This window comes from Candidatus Palauibacter soopunensis, assembly GCF_947581735.1.
Lineage (GTDB): Bacteria > Gemmatimonadota > Gemmatimonadetes > Palauibacterales > Palauibacteraceae > Palauibacter > Palauibacter soopunensis.
The window spans coordinates 98104-114774 of record NZ_CANPVT010000024.1 but is presented as its reverse complement, the minus strand read 5'-3'; the positions used below and the strand labels follow the sequence as shown (position 1 = coordinate 114774).

The 16671-nt window shown below is 71.5% G+C and carries 15 protein-coding genes, 1 other RNA gene and 1 pseudogene; 16 read left to right on the top strand and 1 reads right to left on the bottom strand.

What is annotated here, in order from left to right; genetic code table 11:
* Positions 1-8: 8 nt before the first annotated feature.
* The 16 genes and pseudogenes from rsfS to dnaJ all read left to right on the top strand — a co-directional run bounded on the left by rsfS (position 9) and on the right by dnaJ (position 15535).
* A complete protein-coding gene (gene rsfS, locus RN901_RS07755) occupies positions 9-404 on the top strand; it encodes a ribosome silencing factor (protein ID WP_310757650.1) in 396 nt (131 codons plus the stop codon).
* Between the two features lie 53 nt (positions 405-457).
* Positions 458-2050: an SPOR domain-containing protein gene (locus RN901_RS07750; RefSeq protein ID WP_310757648.1), complete on the top strand. Its 1593-nt coding sequence runs from the start codon at positions 458-460 to the stop codon at positions 2048-2050.
* Positions 2047-3606 carry an SPOR domain-containing protein gene (locus RN901_RS07745; protein WP_310757646.1) on the top strand — a complete coding sequence of 520 codons (1560 nt, stop codon included), beginning with the start codon at positions 2047-2049 and terminating at the stop codon, positions 3604-3606. Before RN901_RS07750 ends, RN901_RS07745 begins: the two co-directional genes overlap by 4 nt.
* 6 nt (positions 3607-3612) lie before the next feature.
* Positions 3613-7128: a chromosome segregation protein SMC gene (gene smc, locus RN901_RS07740; RefSeq protein ID WP_310757644.1), complete on the top strand. Its 3516-nt coding sequence runs from the start codon at positions 3613-3615 to the stop codon at positions 7126-7128.
* Positions 7125-7925 carry a ribonuclease Z gene (locus RN901_RS07735; protein WP_310757641.1) on the top strand — a complete coding sequence of 267 codons (801 nt, stop codon included), beginning with the start codon at positions 7125-7127 and terminating at the stop codon, positions 7923-7925. Before smc ends, RN901_RS07735 begins: the two co-directional genes overlap by 4 nt.
* 111 nt (positions 7926-8036) lie before the next feature.
* Positions 8037-9080: a 3-deoxy-7-phosphoheptulonate synthase gene (gene aroF / locus RN901_RS07730; protein ID WP_310789925.1), complete on the top strand. Its 1044-nt coding sequence runs from the start codon at positions 8037-8039 to the stop codon at positions 9078-9080.
* A gap of 7 nt (positions 9081-9087) precedes the next feature.
* Positions 9088-9438 (top strand): annotated as a pseudogene (locus tag RN901_RS07725) (YraN family protein); the annotation flags it as partial.
* Between the two features lie 28 nt (positions 9439-9466).
* An RNA gene (gene ffs / locus RN901_RS07720) (signal recognition particle sRNA small type) lies at positions 9467-9562 on the top strand.
* Between the two features lie 98 nt (positions 9563-9660).
* Positions 9661-11370 (top strand): DNA polymerase III subunit gamma/tau, encoded by a 1710-nt coding sequence (gene dnaX, locus RN901_RS07715; protein WP_310757637.1) that lies wholly within the window; start codon positions 9661-9663, stop codon positions 11368-11370.
* A 10-nt stretch (positions 11371-11380) separates the two neighbouring features.
* Positions 11381-11716: a YbaB/EbfC family nucleoid-associated protein gene (locus RN901_RS07710; RefSeq protein WP_310757635.1), complete on the top strand. Its 336-nt coding sequence runs from the start codon at positions 11381-11383 to the stop codon at positions 11714-11716.
* A complete protein-coding gene (recR, locus tag RN901_RS07705; RefSeq protein ID WP_310757633.1) occupies positions 11713-12300 on the top strand; it encodes a recombination mediator RecR in 588 nt (195 codons plus the stop codon). The genes RN901_RS07710 and recR overlap by 4 nt, the downstream gene beginning before the upstream one ends.
* 5 nt (positions 12301-12305) lie before the next feature.
* A complete protein-coding gene (locus RN901_RS07700; RefSeq protein ID WP_310757631.1) occupies positions 12306-12656 on the top strand; it encodes a hypothetical protein in 351 nt (116 codons plus the stop codon).
* A gap of 47 nt (positions 12657-12703) precedes the next feature.
* Entirely contained in the window at positions 12704-13282 is a 579-nt protein-coding gene (locus RN901_RS07695; protein WP_345782364.1) for a CDP-alcohol phosphatidyltransferase family protein, read from the top strand.
* Positions 13275-13760 carry a CinA family protein gene (locus RN901_RS07690; RefSeq protein ID WP_310757714.1) on the top strand — a complete coding sequence of 162 codons (486 nt, stop codon included), beginning with the start codon at positions 13275-13277 and terminating at the stop codon, positions 13758-13760. Before RN901_RS07695 ends, RN901_RS07690 begins: the two co-directional genes overlap by 8 nt.
* A gap of 22 nt (positions 13761-13782) precedes the next feature.
* Positions 13783-14430 (top strand): nucleotide exchange factor GrpE, encoded by a 648-nt coding sequence (locus RN901_RS07685; RefSeq protein WP_310757627.1) that lies wholly within the window; start codon positions 13783-13785, stop codon positions 14428-14430.
* A 4-nt stretch (positions 14431-14434) separates the two neighbouring features.
* Positions 14435-15535, top strand: coding sequence for a molecular chaperone DnaJ (gene dnaJ / locus RN901_RS07680; RefSeq protein ID WP_310757625.1), 1101 nt, complete (start codon positions 14435-14437; stop codon positions 15533-15535).
* Between the two features lie 30 nt (positions 15536-15565).
* Here the strand turns inward: dnaJ and mnmA are convergent, their stop codons facing one another.
* A complete protein-coding gene (gene mnmA, locus RN901_RS07675) occupies positions 15566-16663 on the bottom strand; it encodes a tRNA 2-thiouridine(34) synthase MnmA (RefSeq protein ID WP_310757623.1) in 1098 nt (365 codons plus the stop codon).
* Positions 16664-16671 lie beyond the last annotated feature (8 nt).

The window sequence follows — 16671 nt, the reverse complement described above, 5'->3', positions numbered from 1 at the left end:
CGCCACCGATGACGGACGGTCCGCTCCCGCTGGAGGAAGTGTGGCGCCGGCTCTCGGAACGGGGGACGCCTTCCCCGGAACTCCGCAGCGCGGCGGAGGCCGCGCTCGAGCGAAACGCGCGCTTCCCGACGATCCTCGACCTGCGGGGGCTGTCGGACGTCACCGACTTCTTCGTCATCGCGACGGGCGACTCCGACACGCACGCCCGCGCGATCAGCGAGAACATCCTCGATCGAACGCGCGCGGACGGGTTCCGTCCCGTCGGCGTGGAAGGGCTCAACGCGGGTCGCTGGGTGTTGATGGACTACGTGGGCCTCATCGTGCACGTCTTCCTGGGCGAAGTCAGGGAGTTCTATCAGCTCGAGCGGCTGTGGGGCGACGCCCCCCTCTTCGAACTGGAGTGAATCGGGTTCGGGGCCGTTCCGCGACCGGACGTGCGTCGCTAACTTGGAGTGCCATGAATCATGCGCAGTTGCCGGTGGCGCTCCTTCTCGTGCTCGGCATCGGGGGCGCTTCGGGCGCCTGCGGCAGCCCCCCGGAAGATCAGCCCGCCCCCCTCGAAGGCCCGACCCTCGTCTCCGGCTCGTCGCTCGACCGGTACGGGCTTCTCGTCATTCCGCGCGACGGCGGAGTCGCGCAGTTCCGCTCGATCGAGAGTCCGTCCACCGTGCGCTGGACCGGACGCCTGTCGCTGGGAGGCGTCACGGCGGCCCATTCCCTCGGTTCGGCGGTCGTGCTGCGGCGGGGGCGGCAGCTTCGCCTCTACACGACGTCGCCGGTGGAGGCCGAGACCCCGCTTCCCGACGCGCCCGCCGACGCGCGCTGGATCGCCTCGCCCCAGGGGGGCGCGTTCGTGTCGGGCGAGCGGATTCTCGCCATCACCGCCACCGACGCTGCGGAGGTCGCGGCCGACGGCGTCGTGCTCTGGGCGGCCCCCGCCGCCGGCGACCGGGTCGTCGCCCTCGTCGAAGGCGCGGACGGACCTGAACTCGCGGTATGGGAAGCCGGGGAATCGCGGCCCGCGACGACGCGGGCCGTCGGCGCGAGAGGCCCCGTCACGCTCGCCGGCTGGGGTCGGACGATCGTGACGGCGTCCGAGGATGGCCGGGGACTCACGGAGTGGTCGATTCCCGAACTCGAGCCGGCCGAAGGGGCGGAGATCGGCGGCGCGCCGTCGGCCCTGGCCATCTCTCCCTCGCAGCACCGCGTGTTCGCGGCGTCGGTCGACCGGCCGCGTTTCGTCGTCATCGATCGCTACGACTGGCGCGAAGTCGGCTCGTCGCGACCGGAGGCGCCTCTCGAGACGCTGCGGCCCGGCATGACTGGCGACCGCCTCGTGGCCTGGGACGGCTCGAACGCGTGGTCCGCGAGGGCGGGGGAAGCCGGTCTGGACGCGGTGCCCGGAGAGTGGCGGGCGGACCTGCCGCTCGCGCTGCCGGGTGGAGCGGTCCTGTTGTCCGCGGAGAGCGGCCTCGGCCTCCTTCGCCCGGACGGCGACGTCGCCGCCGTCGAGGGCCCCGCCGACGCCTGGTGGCTCCCGTTCCGATGGGGGCGCCGCCTGCCCGTCGCGTCCGCCGCCGTCGTGCCCGAGGACACGCTGGAAGATGCCGAAGAGGCGCTGGACGCGCTCGCCGACAGCGTCGCGCCCGGCCGCATCGGACTGTTGACGGTGGGGAGGGTGGGAAGGCTGTCGAACGGGACTCCGGACCCCCCCGGTGATCCGGCGGCGGGGGAGGAGGTCACACCAGTCCCGGATGAGCCGGCGGCGACGCCGCTGCCCGAACTTCCCGGCGGCTTCTACGCGGTCGCCCTCTCCTCGCGGCAATTGGCCGAGCTCGGACCGACCCGCCAACTCCTCGACGGCTCGGGCTATGCGACGCACGTGTTGCGCCGGGTGGACGAAGCGAGCGACATCTGGTATCGGCTCCTGGTGGGCCCGTATGAGACGCGCCCCGATGCGGAGGAGGCGGCGCTCGAGTTGAGGCGGGAGAGGGGGATCGACGCGTGGGTTCACGAGGAGGGAGATCAGGCGAGGAGGCGAGGCCCGTGAGCAGCGGCGCCCCGGCCCCGTTCACGTGGGAACTGCCCGGGGATGCGCGGGTCGTGGCGCTCGTGTTCGAGCGCTCGGAGGCCGAGAGGAGCGCGACGGCGGTTGACGCGATCGCGACCTCCTTCGCCCGCCGCCGGGGACGGACGCTCGTCCTGAACTCCGAAACGGAGCCATCGCCCCTCGATGAGCTGGCCGGCGCGGCCGAACGGGCCGACTCCCGCGGCATGGCGGAGTTCCTCGCGGGGCAGTCCGCGCTGGCCCGGGTAGCCGTGCGGCGCGCGGATTGTCCCTACGTTTATCTCCCGGCGGGACAGGTGCCGGAAGGCGTCGTCGGTCTGCTGGAATCCCCCGCGCTCGGGCGCTTCGTTGCTCGCGTGAAGGAGCAGGACGGGACGCTCTTCATCGTCATGTCCGAACGCGGACGGCCCTCCCCGGGTCTGCTCGATCTTCTCGACGGGTACATCGCCGTGGGAAGGGTCCCCGACGAGGATCACGGCCTGCGCTGCTACGGCCACGTGCCCTTCGAGTCGAGCGATCTGCGGGTGGCCCCCCCCGCGGAGCCCGTGGAAGAGGAGGCCGAACCCCTACCGGAACCCGAGCCCCTACCGGAACCCGCGCTCGAGCCGGCCCCGGAGCCCGAGCCCGACGCGGCTCCGGCGGACACAGCTCAGGCGGATGCGCGGCCGACGCCCGGAAAGACCCCGAGCCGCCGCCCGCGCGGGCCGCTCGTCGCGGCGCTGGTCATCGCGGCGTTGGTGGTCGGGAATGGGTGGGCGTACCGGAACGGGTGGTTCGACCGCGCGATTTCCCGTGTCGGGTCGATGATCGGGGGTTCGGACGAGGCTCCGGCGGCGGTGACGACGCCCGTCGAGGATGGCCCGGTTGCCGAGGCTGGGGACCCGGTCGCCGAGGATGGGAGTCCGGCCGCCGAAGATGGGAGTCCGGTGGCCGAGGACGGGGGCACCCCGGCGGCTCCGGCGGACGTCGCCGCGCCGGCCTCCACCCCGCAGCCGCCGGATGACACCGCGGTCGCCGCCGCGTTCGAATCGGCCGCCGAGCGACCGTACTCCGTGCTCCTGGGGAGCTTCGTGGATCCGGCCGAGGCGTCGGAGCGCGTGGCGGAAATCCGCGCGCTTCACGGAGGCGTGCTGTACTTCATGGCTCCCACGACGATTCGGGAGGTTCGGTATCAACGGATCCTCGCCGGCGCCGTCGCGAGCGAGGCGGAGGCTTCCGTCCTCATGGACGAACTTGTGGCGGCCGGCGTGGCCGAGGAGGCGAATACATGGCTCCTCCGTCCCGTGAGCCTCGCCTACGATCTCGGCGTGTTCACGGATCGCCCGGCGATGGAGGCGCGGATTGCCGAACTCGCATCGCTCGGCATCCCCGCCTACAGCCTGGAGACGACGCTCGACGGCATGCCCGTCTTCCGGGTATATGGCGGCGCGTACGAGAACGAGGAGGCGGCCGCCCCGATGAGCGATGCCCTGGACGCCGCCGGCGAAATCGCGACGCTCACCACGAGGCGCGGCGCCGCCGCCCCTTCAACCCCCTGAGCGCGCGTGAAGATCAAGGCTCTGACGCTGCGCGGATTCAAGTCGTTCGCCGACCGGACGCGGATTGAATTGCACGACGGCATCACCGCCGTCGTCGGCCCGAACGGCTGCGGAAAATCGAACCTCTCCGACGCGCTGCGCTGGGTTCTGGGCGAACAGCGTCCCACCGCCATCCGCGGGTCCCGCATGGAGGAGGCGATCTTCGGGGGCACGGAGGCGCGGCAGCCCATCCACCGGGCCGAAGTCCTGCTCGAACTCTCGAACGAGGACGGCGTGCTCCCGGTGCCCTACGCCGACGTCGCCATCGGCCGCACGGTCTACCGCGGAGGCGAGAGCGAATACACGCTCAACGGAACGGCCTGCCGGCTCAAGGACATCCTGGATCTGTGCCGGGACACCGGGCTGGGCTCGAACGCCTACGCGATGATCGAGGGCCGCATGGTCGACGCGATCCTCTCGGACCGCGCCGAGGAGCGCCGCACGCTGTTCGAGGAAGCGGCCGGCATCGGCCGCTACAAGGACCGCCGCCGGATCGCGACCCGCCGGCTCGAACAGGCGGACAGCGATCTGCAGCGGCTCGATGACGTGCTGGTCGAGGTGGGGTCGAAGGTCCGCTCGCTCGCGCAGCAGCGCGGACGGGCGGAGCGGCACGCGACGCTGCGAGCCCGGCTCCTGCAACTCGAGGTCGCGGTCGCGGACGCCAAGCTCGAGGAGACGACCGGTCGGCTGGCCGAGGCACGGGCGGAACTCGAGCGCCTCGAGCCGGACACGGGGCCGGATCACGTGGATCTGGGTACGGCGGAGACCCGGGCGGAGACGCTTCGCCTGGAGTACACCGACATGGAGCGGGAACGGGCCGGTCTCGCGCGGCGCCTCGAGGAGGCCCGGCGCGCCGTGGAGGAGCAGGAACGGACCCGCCTCCTTGCCGAGGCGAGAGCTTCGAGCGCGCGCGACCGGCTGGGGACCCTCGAGGAGGAAGTGCGCCGAAACAAACGCCGGCGCGAGGACCTCCGTGAGCGCGTGGCGGAAGCACGGTTGGCCCTGAAGGAGGGGCAGTCGCTCGCCGCCGAGGGCGCCGCCGCGGCGGCTCGACTCGAGCGTCACGCGGAGACCCTGGCCGAGACGGCCGATGCTGCCGCGCGCGAGCGCGCTGACGCGAGGGAAGCGCTCGAAGAGGCGCACCGCGAGGTGGAGCGCTGGAGGATCGAACTCAGCGTGAAGGAAGTGCGGGCCCGCGACCGCAGCGAGGAACTCGAGCGGCGACGGCCCGCCCTCGATGCGCTGGCCGCCCAGGAGGACGGGCTTCGAACGGAGGCGGAGAGTGCGTCGGAACGCGAGGCGCAGGCGGGCCGGACGCTGGAGGAAGCGCGCGAACGGCTGGAGGCGGCGCGTGACGCCGCCTCCTCCGCGGACGGAGCGCTGCGTCGGGCCCGCGAGGAGGCGGCCGACCTCGAGGGCCGCCTCGCCACGGCGCGCGCCCGCACCTCGAGTCTCGGTTCCCTGGTGGGGTCGAGCGCCCTGCTCCCCGACGCCGTCGCCCGGCTGCTGAAGGACCGGAGCGCGATCCCCGGGCTTCACGGCGCGCTGTCGGAGTTCATGGAGGTATCCGCTCCGTGGGCATCCGCGGTCGAGTCTCATCTCGGCCCGTACCTGCACGCGGTCGTCGTGCGCGACTGGTCCGCGGTCCGCGCGGTCGAGGCGTGGCTCGAACGGCGCGACGGAGAGGAAGGCATCCTCGTGCTCCCGCTCGATCCGGGCCCGCTCCCGGGGCCGGCGGAGGCCGACGCGCCGCTCCTGCGACACGTTGACGCGAAAGGGGCCGGCGCCGTCTGGGTGGAGGCGCTGCTCGCGGGCATCGCGGCCCCCCCGGCAGGCGACTTGACGCCGCGCCCGCACCCCTGGGTGGACCCGGAGGGGCGGCGCCAGGATCGGTGGGGCGGGGTCTACCTGGGAGGCGCCACCTCGGAGGGACTCCTGAGCCGGCGGGCCGAACTCCGGGCTCTGCGCGAGGAAGTGGAGGCGCTGGAGGAGGATCGCGCGCGGTCGCGGGAGGACGTGGAGGCGTTGGGGGCCGGAGCCGCCGAGGCGCTCACGCAGGTGGACGCGCTGCAGCGCTCGGTGTCCGATGCGGAGTCGACCCGCCGCGAAGCCGAAGCCGACCGGACCTCCGCGGAGGCGCGGCTCGTCCGGCTGGACGAGGAGCGTCGCGAACTCGCCGGCCGCATCGAACAACTCGAAGCGTTCAGCGAGGATGAGGTGTCGCTCTCGGCGGACGACGACGCCCGCGGCGGCGACCTCGACCGGAAGGTCTCGCGGTTGTCCTCCGCGTACGAGGAGGCACGAAAGGAGGCCGGTGTCGCCCGCGCGGCCGCCGAAGCGGGGAAAGCCGAACTGCACAACGCGGAGCTGGCGCAGGCGCGGCGGGAAGCCGAGGTCGAGAATCGACGCGGCGTGGAGAGCCGCCTCGCCGAGGCCGCGGACGACGCGGAGGAGCGGTCGCGGACGCTGGTGCGGGAAGTGGACGGGCTTCAGGCGGTGATCGCCGACAGCCGGGCGCAGTCGGAGGAAGTGGAGGCGTCCATCGGCGCCGCGCTCGAAACCAGGACGCGGCACGAAGCGGACCTCGCCGCGCTGGAGCGACGAATCACCGAACGCCGCGGACAACTGGACCGGCTCGAGTCGGAACTGAGCGAGGCGCGGCGGCGCGAGCGCGAGCGCGTGGACGCCCGGCATCAGCTCGAACTGGAGATTACGCAACTCGAGGCCCTGGAGTCCGCGATTCGGGGCCGCGTCGAGGCGGAGTGGGACGCGCCGCTCGCGGAACTCCGGGAGCGCGTCGACCCCGTCGACGATGCGGACCCCGCCGAATGGGAACCCGAGCTGGAGCGCGTGCGGCGCTCGATCGCCCGCATCGGCGCCGTCAATCTTCTCGCGCAGCAGGAATACGAGGAAGAACAGAAGCGTCTCGAATTCCTGACCGGACAGCGCGACGACCTGACCCGCGCGCGCGACGACCTCCGCACCTCGATCCGCCGGATCAACCGGGAGGCGACCTCCGCGCTCATGGAGACGTTCGAGCAGGTGAGGACGAACTTCCACCGCACCTTCGACTCCCTGTTCGAGGGCGGACAGTGCGACCTGCGGTTCGAGAATCCCGACGACGCCCTGGATTCCCCGATCGAGATCTCCGCCAGCCCCCGCGGCAAGAAGACGCAGCGGATCCACCTGCTTTCCGGCGGTGAACGGGCCCTGACCGCGCTCGCCCTGCTGTTCGCGATCTACCTCGCGAAGCCGAGCCCCTTCTGCCTGCTGGACGAGGTCGACGCGCCGCTGGACGAAACGAACATCCTGCGGTTCGTCGGCATGCTGAAGGAATTCAAGGAGGAGACGCAGTTCATCGTCATCACGCACAATCCGCGGACCATCGAGAACGCCGACTGGATCTACGGCGTGACGATGCAGGAGGCGGGCGTCTCCTCGATCGTCGGCGTGGAGTTCAACTCCGCCACGCAGGTGGCGTGAGCGAAGCGGAACTCACCGTCGTCGGGTGCGGGACGGTCGTCCCCGAAGCGGACCGGGCGGCCTCCTCCTACTGGATCTCGTCCCCGGGCACGGAATCCGCGGCGCGCACACGCGTCCTCTTCGACTGCGGTCCCGGAGCGCTGCAGGCGCTTGCCCGGCTCGGTCTGCCCTGGGGGAAGATCACCGACCTTGCGATCACCCACTTTCACGCGGATCACGTCGGCGCGCTGCCGGGACTCTTCTTCGCGCTGAAACACGGCCTCCCCCGGCCCCGCGGCCGGCCGCTCACGGTGTGGGGCCCCGCGGGCACGCGCCGGTTCTTCGAGAAGCTTGCGGGGGCCTATGGCGACTTCGTCCTGAATCCCGGTTTCTCCGTCCTCATCGAGGAACTCTCGCCGGGCGAGGCCCGCGATCTGAGTGGAGGTCCGCGGCTCGAAGCCCACAAGACGCCGCACACCGACGAGAGCGTGGCGTGGCGGCTCGACGGCGAGTCGTTCAGCTTCGGGTACACGGGCGACACGGGGCCGTCCACGGAACTGGGCTCGTTCATGCGTGGCGTGAGCGCCCTCGTCTGCGAGTGCTCGCTCCCCGACGCGCAGGCGACGGACAACCACCTGTCGCCCGCCCGCGTCGCCGAGTTGGCGGCCGCCGCGTGCCCGCGTCTTCTCGTGCTCACGCACGTCTACCCGCACCTCCGAACAGGCCACGACGTTCCCCGTCTCGTGGCCGAGGCCGGATACGCCGGCGCTACGCGCGTCGCCACGGAGGGACTCCGGGTCTCGTTGACGAACGGGTGACGCCAGTGGAGTATCCTGCTCCTGCCGGCGCCGCGGGGAGCGGACCGGAGAGTCACGGCCCCGCCGCGCCGTCGCGCGCGTTGCGGGCGAGAGTCACTCACAGGGGGAACGATGCTGGTGGTCATGAAGCACGGCGCCACGGACGGGCAGGTCGAGGACGTGGTCCGCGCGATCGAAGATATGGGATATCGGGCCCGGCCCATGCCCGGCGCCCAGCGCACGACCGTGGGTCTGGTCGGCAACGATGGACGCGTCGAGGAGAGCCGGCTCGTGGGGATCGATGGCGTGCTCCGCGTCATCCACGTGTCGCCGCCGTACAAGCAGGTCAGCCGGGAATGGTGGCCCGAGAACACGGTCATCGAGTTGTCCAACGGCGTGCGGATCGGCGAAAAGGATGTCGTCGTCATGGCCGGTCCGTGCTCCGTGGAATCGCGCGAGCAGATTCTGGAGACCGCCCACCGGGTCGCGGAAGCCGGGGCGACCGTGCTGCGCGGCGGAGCCTTCAAGCCGCGGACCTCGCCCTATTCCTTCCAGGGGCTGGGCGAAGAGGGGTTGCAGTTGCTCGCCCGCGCGCGGGAGGAGACGGGCCTCGCGGTCGTCACCGAGGCGCTGGACACGGAGAGCATGGGCCTCGTCGCGGAATACGCCGATGTCATCCAGATCGGCGCGCGGAACATGCAGAACTACTCCCTGCTGCGGGCGGCGGGCCGCGCCGGCAAACCGGTGCTCCTCAAGCGGGGGATGTCCGCGACGATCAAGGAGTTGCTGCTCGCGGCGGAGTACATCGTCGCCGAGGGTGAATCGCGGGTGATGCTGTGCGAGCGCGGCGTCCGCAACTTCGACACGCACGCGCGGAACCTCTTCGACCTCACCGCCATCGTGACGATCCACGAGTTGTCGCACCTCCCGGTCGTCGCGGACCCCAGCCACGGCACGGGGGCCCGGTCGAAGGTCGGACCGTTGGCGCGGGCCGCGGTCGCGGCGGGCGCGGACGCGCTGATCCTGGAGGTCCACCCGGATCCGCCGACGGCGGCGTCCGACGGCCAGCAGTCGCTCACGCTCGATCAGTTCGATGCGCTGATGGCCGAGCTTCACCCCATCGCGAACGCCATCGGCCGCCGGATCGCGCGCGCCCCGGTCCCCGCCCACGGCTGACCGCGGCCTCGGCAGCCTCGGAGAGCGGATCGCCGCGCGCCACCTGGCGGACGAGGGATACGAGATCCTCGACCGCAACTGGCGCGTGGGGCGGCTGGAGATCGACCTGGTCGTCAGGGACGGGGACACGGTGGCCTTCGTCGAAGTGAAGACCCGCCGCCCCGGCGTACAGGCGCCCGAGGAGGCGCTCTCGCGGGCGCAGCGGGGGCGGATCCGCCGAGCGGCCGGAGCGTGGCTCAGCCGGCATCCCGGCGCCGCCCCGGAAGCCCGCTTCGACATTGTCGCGGTGGAGGTCGATCGCCGCGGGAGATGCCGGGTCCGGCACATCCCGGACGCCTTCTACGGCGACGATGCGTGACGCCAGCGATACATGTAAGATAACGGTGCCCCAGGCCCGTGGGGCCGGAGCGCGTGAATCCCGTCAGGACCGTGAAGGTAGCAGCGGTAAGCGTGTGACGGTCGCCACGGCCCGCCTGGGGTCGTTCGCCCGATGTCGGCGGCGTCCTCGCGTCGCGAGACGCGGGCGCCCTCAGACCCGAAGGAGTCGAAGCCGGCCGGGGCCGTGACCCGGCCGACCCAGATGGCTCACGAGCCCTTGTACCGCACCGCGCTGGCCAGAACCTACCGGCCCCGAGGCTTCTCGGAGCTGATCGGGCAGGACCACATCGGGCCCACGCTGAAGGCCGCGATCGAGTCCGGACGGGTCGGCCACGCATATCTCTTCTGCGGCCCGCGCGGCGTCGGGAAGACGACGACGGCGCGCATCCTCGCGATGGCCCTGAATTGCCCCGACCGCTCCGCCGGCGAACCGTGCGGCGCGTGTACGTCGTGCGAGCGGATCTGGTCCGGAGGCGCCTCGCTCGACGTCGTGGAAATCGATGCGGCGAGCCACCGGGGCGTCGAGGACGCGCGGGATCTCCGCCGCCGGGCCGCGTACGCTCCCACGAGCGAGGAGCGCTACAAGATCTACATCCTCGACGAAGCGCACATGCTCACGCGAGACGCGTGGAACGCGCTCCTGAAGATCCTCGAGGAGCCGCCACCGCGCGTGATCTTCGCCTTCGCCACCACCGAGCCGCAGAAGATCGAGCGCGGCGCGGCCCCCGTCATGTCCCGCTGCCAGCGATTCGACTTCCGGCGGGTGTCCGTGCCGGACATCGCGAGCCGGCTGGAGACCGTGCTCGAGGCGGAGGGGATCCCCGCCGAGCCGGGGGCGCTGCGGGCGATCGCGCGCCGGGCCGAAGGCGGCGTCCGGGACGCGCTTTCGTCCCTCGACCAGGTGCTCTCCTTCAGGGGAGACGCGGTCGAGATCGCGGACGTCCGCCGCATGCTCGGGCTCGTCGACGAAGATCGATATCTGGCGTTCTTCGAGATCGCGGCGAACGGGGACCGGGCCGGCGTGTTCGCCTTCGTCCAGGACCTCCTCGACGACGGGCACGACCCCGCGGAGTTTCTGCGCGGACTCGGTGACGCGCTGCGAACCCTCCTCGTGCTGAGGCTCGATCCGGAGGCCGAGGCGGTCGAACTCCTGCCCGAGTCGCGCGAGCGTTTCCTCGCCGCCGCCGAGGCCCTGGTCCCGGCGGACCTGCTGAGGATGCTGGCCGCACTCAGCGAGTTCGAGGCCTCCGGCATGCTTCACCGGTCCTCGCAGCCGCGCATCCAGCTCGAGGTCCTGCTTCTGCGTCTCGTCCGCATGGAATCGACCGTCGAACTCGAAGAACTCCTCGCGGCGCTGGGCGCCCCGGCCCGCGAGCCCGCGCCCCGTCCGCGACCGCCGGAGCGGCCCCCGCGCCCGCGCGAGAAGCGTCCTTCGCCGCCCGCCGCCGCTCCCGCGGACCCGTCCCCGCCGCCGAAGCGTCCGCCGCCGGAGCCGGCCCCGCCGGAAGCCCCGCCGCCGCCCAGTCGCTCCGGCTCGGCGTCCGCAGCCCGCGTCCGCGACGCGTGGGCCGCGGCGGTCGCCGAGACGCCGGGACTGGGCGGCGTGCCCGGGCTGGCTCTGCGCGGCGCCGAGGTCGACGGCCTCGTGAAGGACGAGGTTCGGCTCCGCGTGCCCGCCGGGCTGCGGGAGGAACTCGAGAAACTGTTCAAGGACGAGTCGCGTTCCGACCCTCTGCGCGCGAATCTCGCGGAGCGCCTGGGGTTGCCGGCCGTCCGGTTCGCGATCGTCGACCACAACGGCGGCCGCATGACTGCGGGGGAAGCGGCCCGCACGCGGGTCGAGCGGCTGCTCGACGGAAACCCGCAGCTGCGGGAGGCCGTGAAGGAACTCGACCTCACCCTGAAGGAGTAGGAGAATCGGAGTGGACGGCGTAGACATCCAGCAGTTGATTCAACTCAGCAAGCAGATGCAGTCGCGCATGAGCGAGATGCAGGAGAAGCTCGAGCGCGAGACGATGACGGCGGCTTCGGGCGGCGGGATGGTCGAGGTGACGGTGGACGGCCAGGGCAACATCAAGAGCGTCTCCATCGACCCCGCCGTCGTGGACCCGGCAGAGGTCGAGATGCTCGAGGACCTCATCGTCGCCGCGGCCTCCGCGGCGCAGCGCCGGGCCAAGGACCGAATGGAGAGCGAGATGCGTCAGGCGGCGGGAGGCCTGCCGTTGCCGGGCATCGGCAACTTCCTCGGCCGCCCGTGAACGCGATCGAAGCCCTCGTCGGCGAGCTTGGCCGGCTCCCCGGGATCGGCCGCAAGACCGCGCGGCGGCTCACGTATCATCTTCTCAAGAGTTCGAAGGACGATGCCCGGCGGCTGGCGCGGGCCCTGGAACGGGTCGCGGCGGAGGTCCGCGTGTGTGGCGACTGCGGCAACCTCAGCGACATGGAGCCGTGCGAATACTGCCGCAGTCCGCGGCGCGATCCGGCACAGGTGTGCGTCGTGGAGGAAGCCTCGGACATTCCGGCGATCGAGAACTCGGGGAACTTCGGGGGTATGTATCATGTACTTGGCGGACGATTGTCCCCTCTCGATGGGGTCGGACCCGAAGACCTGAACATCAAGGCCCTGCTTCGGCGTCTCGACACCCCGGTCCGGGAGGTGATCATCGCGACGAACGCGAGCGTCGAAGGCGAGGCGACGGCGACGTACCTGCAGCGCCTGCTCGCCTCGGCCGCCGACGTCACGGTCACGCGGCTCGCCCGCGGGCTGCCCGTGGGGGGGGACCTCGAGTACGCCGACGGAGTGACGATCGCCGAAGCCTTCGCCGGCCGACGGGAGATGTAGTGCCGATGATGACTCGAATCGAATACGAGGAAGCGGACCGCCGGTCCGCGACGGGCTGGAAGATCGCTGCCGCCGCCCTGCTGGGCGCCGCCGCGGCCGTCGGCCTCGGGATCTACCTGGCGCGGGACCAGATGCGCCGCCACCGGCGCGAACTGTTCAGTCCGCACCCGCTCCGGCGCCTGGGCGCCCTCGGATACCTGAAATCGCACCCGTCCGTGGACGATCTGCCGCTGCTGAGAGACTATCTTGCATGGGAGGAGCGGCCGCTCCTCCGCAAGCGCGCCATGGCGGTCCTGGAGAGTCTCGAGAGCGTGCTCGCGAGCGACGCCACACTGGAGAGCGGAGACCCACACTGAATCTCCCGAACGCGATTACCACCGGCCGGATCCTCGCGGCTCCCGTCGTGACGGCGCTGCTCCTGCAGCCCCGGCCGGCGCCTCGCATGATCGCGTTCGTCGTGTTCGTCTTCGCCGCGCTCTCGGATCTGTGGGACGGACACCTGGCCCGGGCCCGCGGCCAGGTGACCTCCTTCGGCAAGATCGTCGACCCGCTGGCCGACAAGCTGCTGCTCGTCGCCGCCCTCATCCCCGTCTACAGCATCAATCTCGGGCAGGCGGGAACCCCGTCTCTCCCCGTGTTCAGCGTCATCCCGCTCTGGGCCATCGTCATCTTCCTGGGGCGCGAGGCGCTGATCACGCTGCTCCGCTCCTTCGCCGCGCGGCGGGGCCGCATCGTCGCGGCGCAGATCCTGGGCAAGAGGAAGGCGCTCGCGCAGAACATCTTCATCGGCTCCGCGATCCTCTGGGTCGCGTTCCTGACCCCCGGCTTCGTGGCCCCGGGCGGCTGGGCGTGGCAGGCGTTCTCCACCTTCCACGGCTGGTTCACCACGACCTTCCTCACCCTCGCCGTGCTGCTCACCCTGGCCTCCGCCGTGACCTACCTGGGCATGTTCTCGCGCGTCATGGCGGGTCGCCATTCGTAAGCGCGGTCCGTCGCTGTTCGAGGCCGCCGCGACGCTCATCGAAGGCCTGCGGGAGAGGGGTCACACGCTGGTGCTCGCCGAGAGTTGCACCGGCGGCCTGATCGGCGCCGCCCTCACCTCCGTACCCGGAGCTTCGGAGGTGTTGTGGGGTGGGCTGATAAGCTACGATGACGCCGCCAAGAGGGCGCTGCTGAACGTGTCGGAGGCCTCGCTCCGCCGGCACGGCGCCGTCTCGCGGGCCGTGGCGGAGGAGATGGCTGCCGGGGCACGGCGCGTGGCGGAGAGCACCTGGTCCATCGCGGTCACGGGCATCGCCGGGCCCTCGGGCGGATCCGCCGACAAACCCGTGGGCACCGTGTGGATCGCGCACGACGGCCCCTCTCGCGACGCGCGGCGTCACCGTTTCGCGGGAAGCCGGGACGAGATCCGGGAAGCGGCCGCGCTGGAAGCGATACGCTGGCTGGATTCACGGCTCTGACGAGCATACTCGAGGATATTCGATGGGAACGAGGGATCTGGAGCAGGAGATGGAGAGCGCGGCGCCGGAGGATGCCGTTCCGGGGGACGGCGCTCCGGAAGATGCCGCTCCGGAGGACGCCGCCGCCGAGCCGGACGCGCCCGAGGCCGCCTCGGAATCGGAGACGCCCGGGCACGTGGACGAAGTCCACCCGCCCGAGTCCGGCGAGGACCCGGGGCCGGCCGGAGAACTCGCGTCCCTGCAGGACCGCCACCTCCGGCTCGCGGCGGAGTTCGACAACTTCCGGCGCCGGACGAGACGGGAGTTGGGCGATGCGGGAGAGCGGGCGCGGGCGGAACTCGCCGGCAAGCTCCTCGAACTGATCGATGACCTGCAGCGCGTGGCCGAGTCGCCGCTCGAGGGCACGACGACCGAGGCGCTGCACGAGGGCATCGGGCTCGTGGCCCGGAAGTTCGCGAAGGTCCTCTCCGACGCCGGAGTGGAGCCGGTGAACCCCGTGGACGAGCGCTTCGACCCCAACCTCCACGACGCGCTCATGATGACCCCGACCGACGACCCGGAGCAGGACGAACTCGTGTCGCACGTCGTCCTCATCGGATACCGGCTCGGCGACCGGCTGCTCCGCCCCGCGCGCGTCACGGTCTACCGCCACGAAACCGAAGCTTCCTGATCCGATGGCGACGCAGGCGAAGGACTACTACAAGATTCTCGGGGTCGCGGAGAACGCGAGCGCGGACGAGATCCGGAAGGCCTACCGCAGGCTCGCGAAGGAGCACCACCCGGACGCGAACGCGGGCGATCCGACGTCGACGGAGAAGTTCAAGGAGGTGTCGGAGGCGCACGGCGTCCTCTCCGATCCCGACAAGCGCAAGAAGTACGATCGCGTGCGGAAGTACGGCGGCATCGGAGCGTTCGGGCCCGGCCAGGCGGGCGGAGCGCCCGGGGGCGCGGGCAACTTCAAGTTCGAGGACCTGTCCGACCTGGGCGGCATCGGCGGCATCTTCTCGTCGATCTTCGATTTCGGGAAGAAGGCGAAGCCGGAGAAGGAGGGGCCGAAGCGCGGCCGCAACGTCGAATACCTGGTCACGGTTCGGCTCCGCACCGCGGCGCGCGGTGGCCGGGTCTCGGTCACGGTGCCGATCAACGAGGAGTGCGCGACGTGCGACGGGGACGGCGCCGCTCCCGGCACGTCGCTGAAACGCTGCCCCGAGTGTGACGGCCGGGGCGAAGTCACGTTCGGGCAGGGCGGGTTCTCCGTCACGCGCCCGTGTCCCGTGTGCGTGCGGCGCGGGATGGTGCCGGAGACGCCGTGCTCGAGTTGCTCCGGGCGCGGCCAGGTGAACACGCGGCGCAAGCTCAGCGTCAAGGTGCCCGCGGGAGTCGAGAACGGTTCGCGCGTCCGCATCTCCGGCAAGGGCGAGCGCGGTCCGGGCGGTGGCCCCGCGGGCGACCTCATCATCAAGTTCCAGGTCGACCTCGACCGCTTCTTCACCCGCGACGGGCTCGATCTCGCCTGCGAGGTGCCGATCAACGTGGCGCAGGCGATTCTCGGCTCGAAGGTCAAGGTGAGGACGATCGGCGGGAACAAGGTCGTGCTCAGAATCCCGCCGGGTACGCAGAGCGGGACCACGTTCCGGATTCGCGGCCAGGGCATCCGGCGCGGCGAGAACCGGGGCGACCAGCTCGTCAAGGTCGTCGTGGAGACGCCCGACCTCTCCGGCGAGGGCCTGCGGAAGGTGAAGGACCTCGCGCAGCAGGAGGGCCTCTCCTACTGACCCGCGGGTCGGCTGCCTCGCCGCCCACCGTCAGTTCGAGACGATGACGCCGCCGCCGAGGACGAGGTCGTCCCGGTAGAGCACGGCGCTCTGTCCGGGCGTGATCGCCGACTGCGGGACGGGCAGCTCCAGCGAGAATCCGGCCGGCGTCGCCTCGATGACATCCGCGTCGACGATCGCGGCCCCGTGCCGGATCCGAACGCCGATGCGCTCGCCACTGGCCGGAGGCTCGGCGAGCCAGTTCACGCCCCGGGCGCCGATGCGCGAGCGAGCCAGGGAGGTCCGCGGCCCGATGATGACGTCGCGCGACTCCGGCCGGATCTCGAGCACGAACATCGGCTCGGCGAAACCGCCCGGAAGCCCCTTGCGCTGCCCCACCGTGTAGTGCGCGTAGCCCGGGTGTTCCCCCGCGTCCGAGCCGTCCTCCAAGCGGATGGCGCCGGGCGAGAGGGCAGGGTGGTCTTCCGGCAGGTACCGGCGCAGGACCCCGGCGTAGTCGTTGTCGGGGACGAAGCAGATCTCGAACGACTCCGGCTTGTCCGCCGTGTCGAGGCCGAGCCGCCGCGCCTCCGCGCGGACCTGCGGCTTCGTGAGCTCGCCGACCGGCAGGAGAAGGCGGTCGAGCGCCTCGCGCGGCATCCCCCACAGGAAGTAGGTCTGGTCCTTGTGGTCGTCCGCGCCGAGGTGGAGTTCCGGCGGCCCGGAGCGGGGCCGGATCACGCGCGCGTAGTGCCCCGTCGCCAGCCAGCGGCAGCCCAGCGCGTCCGCCCGCACGAGGAGGTCCCGGAACTTCGTGAAGCTGTTGCAGCGGACGCACGGGATCGGCGTGCGGCCGGCCGCGTACTCCGACACGAAGTCGTCGATCACGTCGCGCGTGAACTCCTCCTCGACATCGAACACGTGGTGCGGCATGTCGAGCTGGGCCGCGACGGACTTGGCGTCCGCGATCCCGTCGAGGCCGCAGCAGGTGCGCGTCGGGCCCTCGCTGCCGGTGTAGCAGAAGGTCTTCATCGTCACGCCGATGATCGGACGGCCCTCGCGCGCGAGCAGCGCCGCGGTGAGCGAAGAGTCCACGCCGCCCGACATGGCGACGAGCACGGAGTCCGCGAGGCGGGTCGGGGCGATCATGGACGCGC

What these genes read in the sequence shown, in the direction of transcription:
- mnmA (WP_310757623.1), bottom strand. Translation starts at nt 16,663, where the DNA reads ATGATCGCCCCGACCCGCCTCGCGGACTCCGTGCTCGTCGCCATGTCG.
- RN901_RS07685 (WP_310757627.1), top strand. Translation starts at nt 13,783, where the DNA reads ATGGGAACGAGGGATCTGGAGCAGGAGATGGAGAGCGCGGCGCCGGAG.
- dnaX (WP_310757637.1), top strand. Translation starts at nt 9,661, where the DNA reads ATGGCTCACGAGCCCTTGTACCGCACCGCGCTGGCCAGAACCTACCGG.
- rsfS (WP_310757650.1), top strand. Translation starts at nt 9, where the DNA reads ATGACGGACGGTCCGCTCCCGCTGGAGGAAGTGTGGCGCCGGCTCTCG.
- RN901_RS07700 (WP_310757631.1), top strand. Translation starts at nt 12,306, where the DNA reads ATGATGACTCGAATCGAATACGAGGAAGCGGACCGCCGGTCCGCGACG.
- aroF (WP_310789925.1), top strand. Translation starts at nt 8,037, where the DNA reads ATGCTGGTGGTCATGAAGCACGGCGCCACGGACGGGCAGGTCGAGGAC.
- dnaJ (WP_310757625.1), top strand. Translation starts at nt 14,435, where the DNA reads ATGGCGACGCAGGCGAAGGACTACTACAAGATTCTCGGGGTCGCGGAG.
- RN901_RS07750 (WP_310757648.1), top strand. Translation starts at nt 458, where the DNA reads ATGAATCATGCGCAGTTGCCGGTGGCGCTCCTTCTCGTGCTCGGCATC.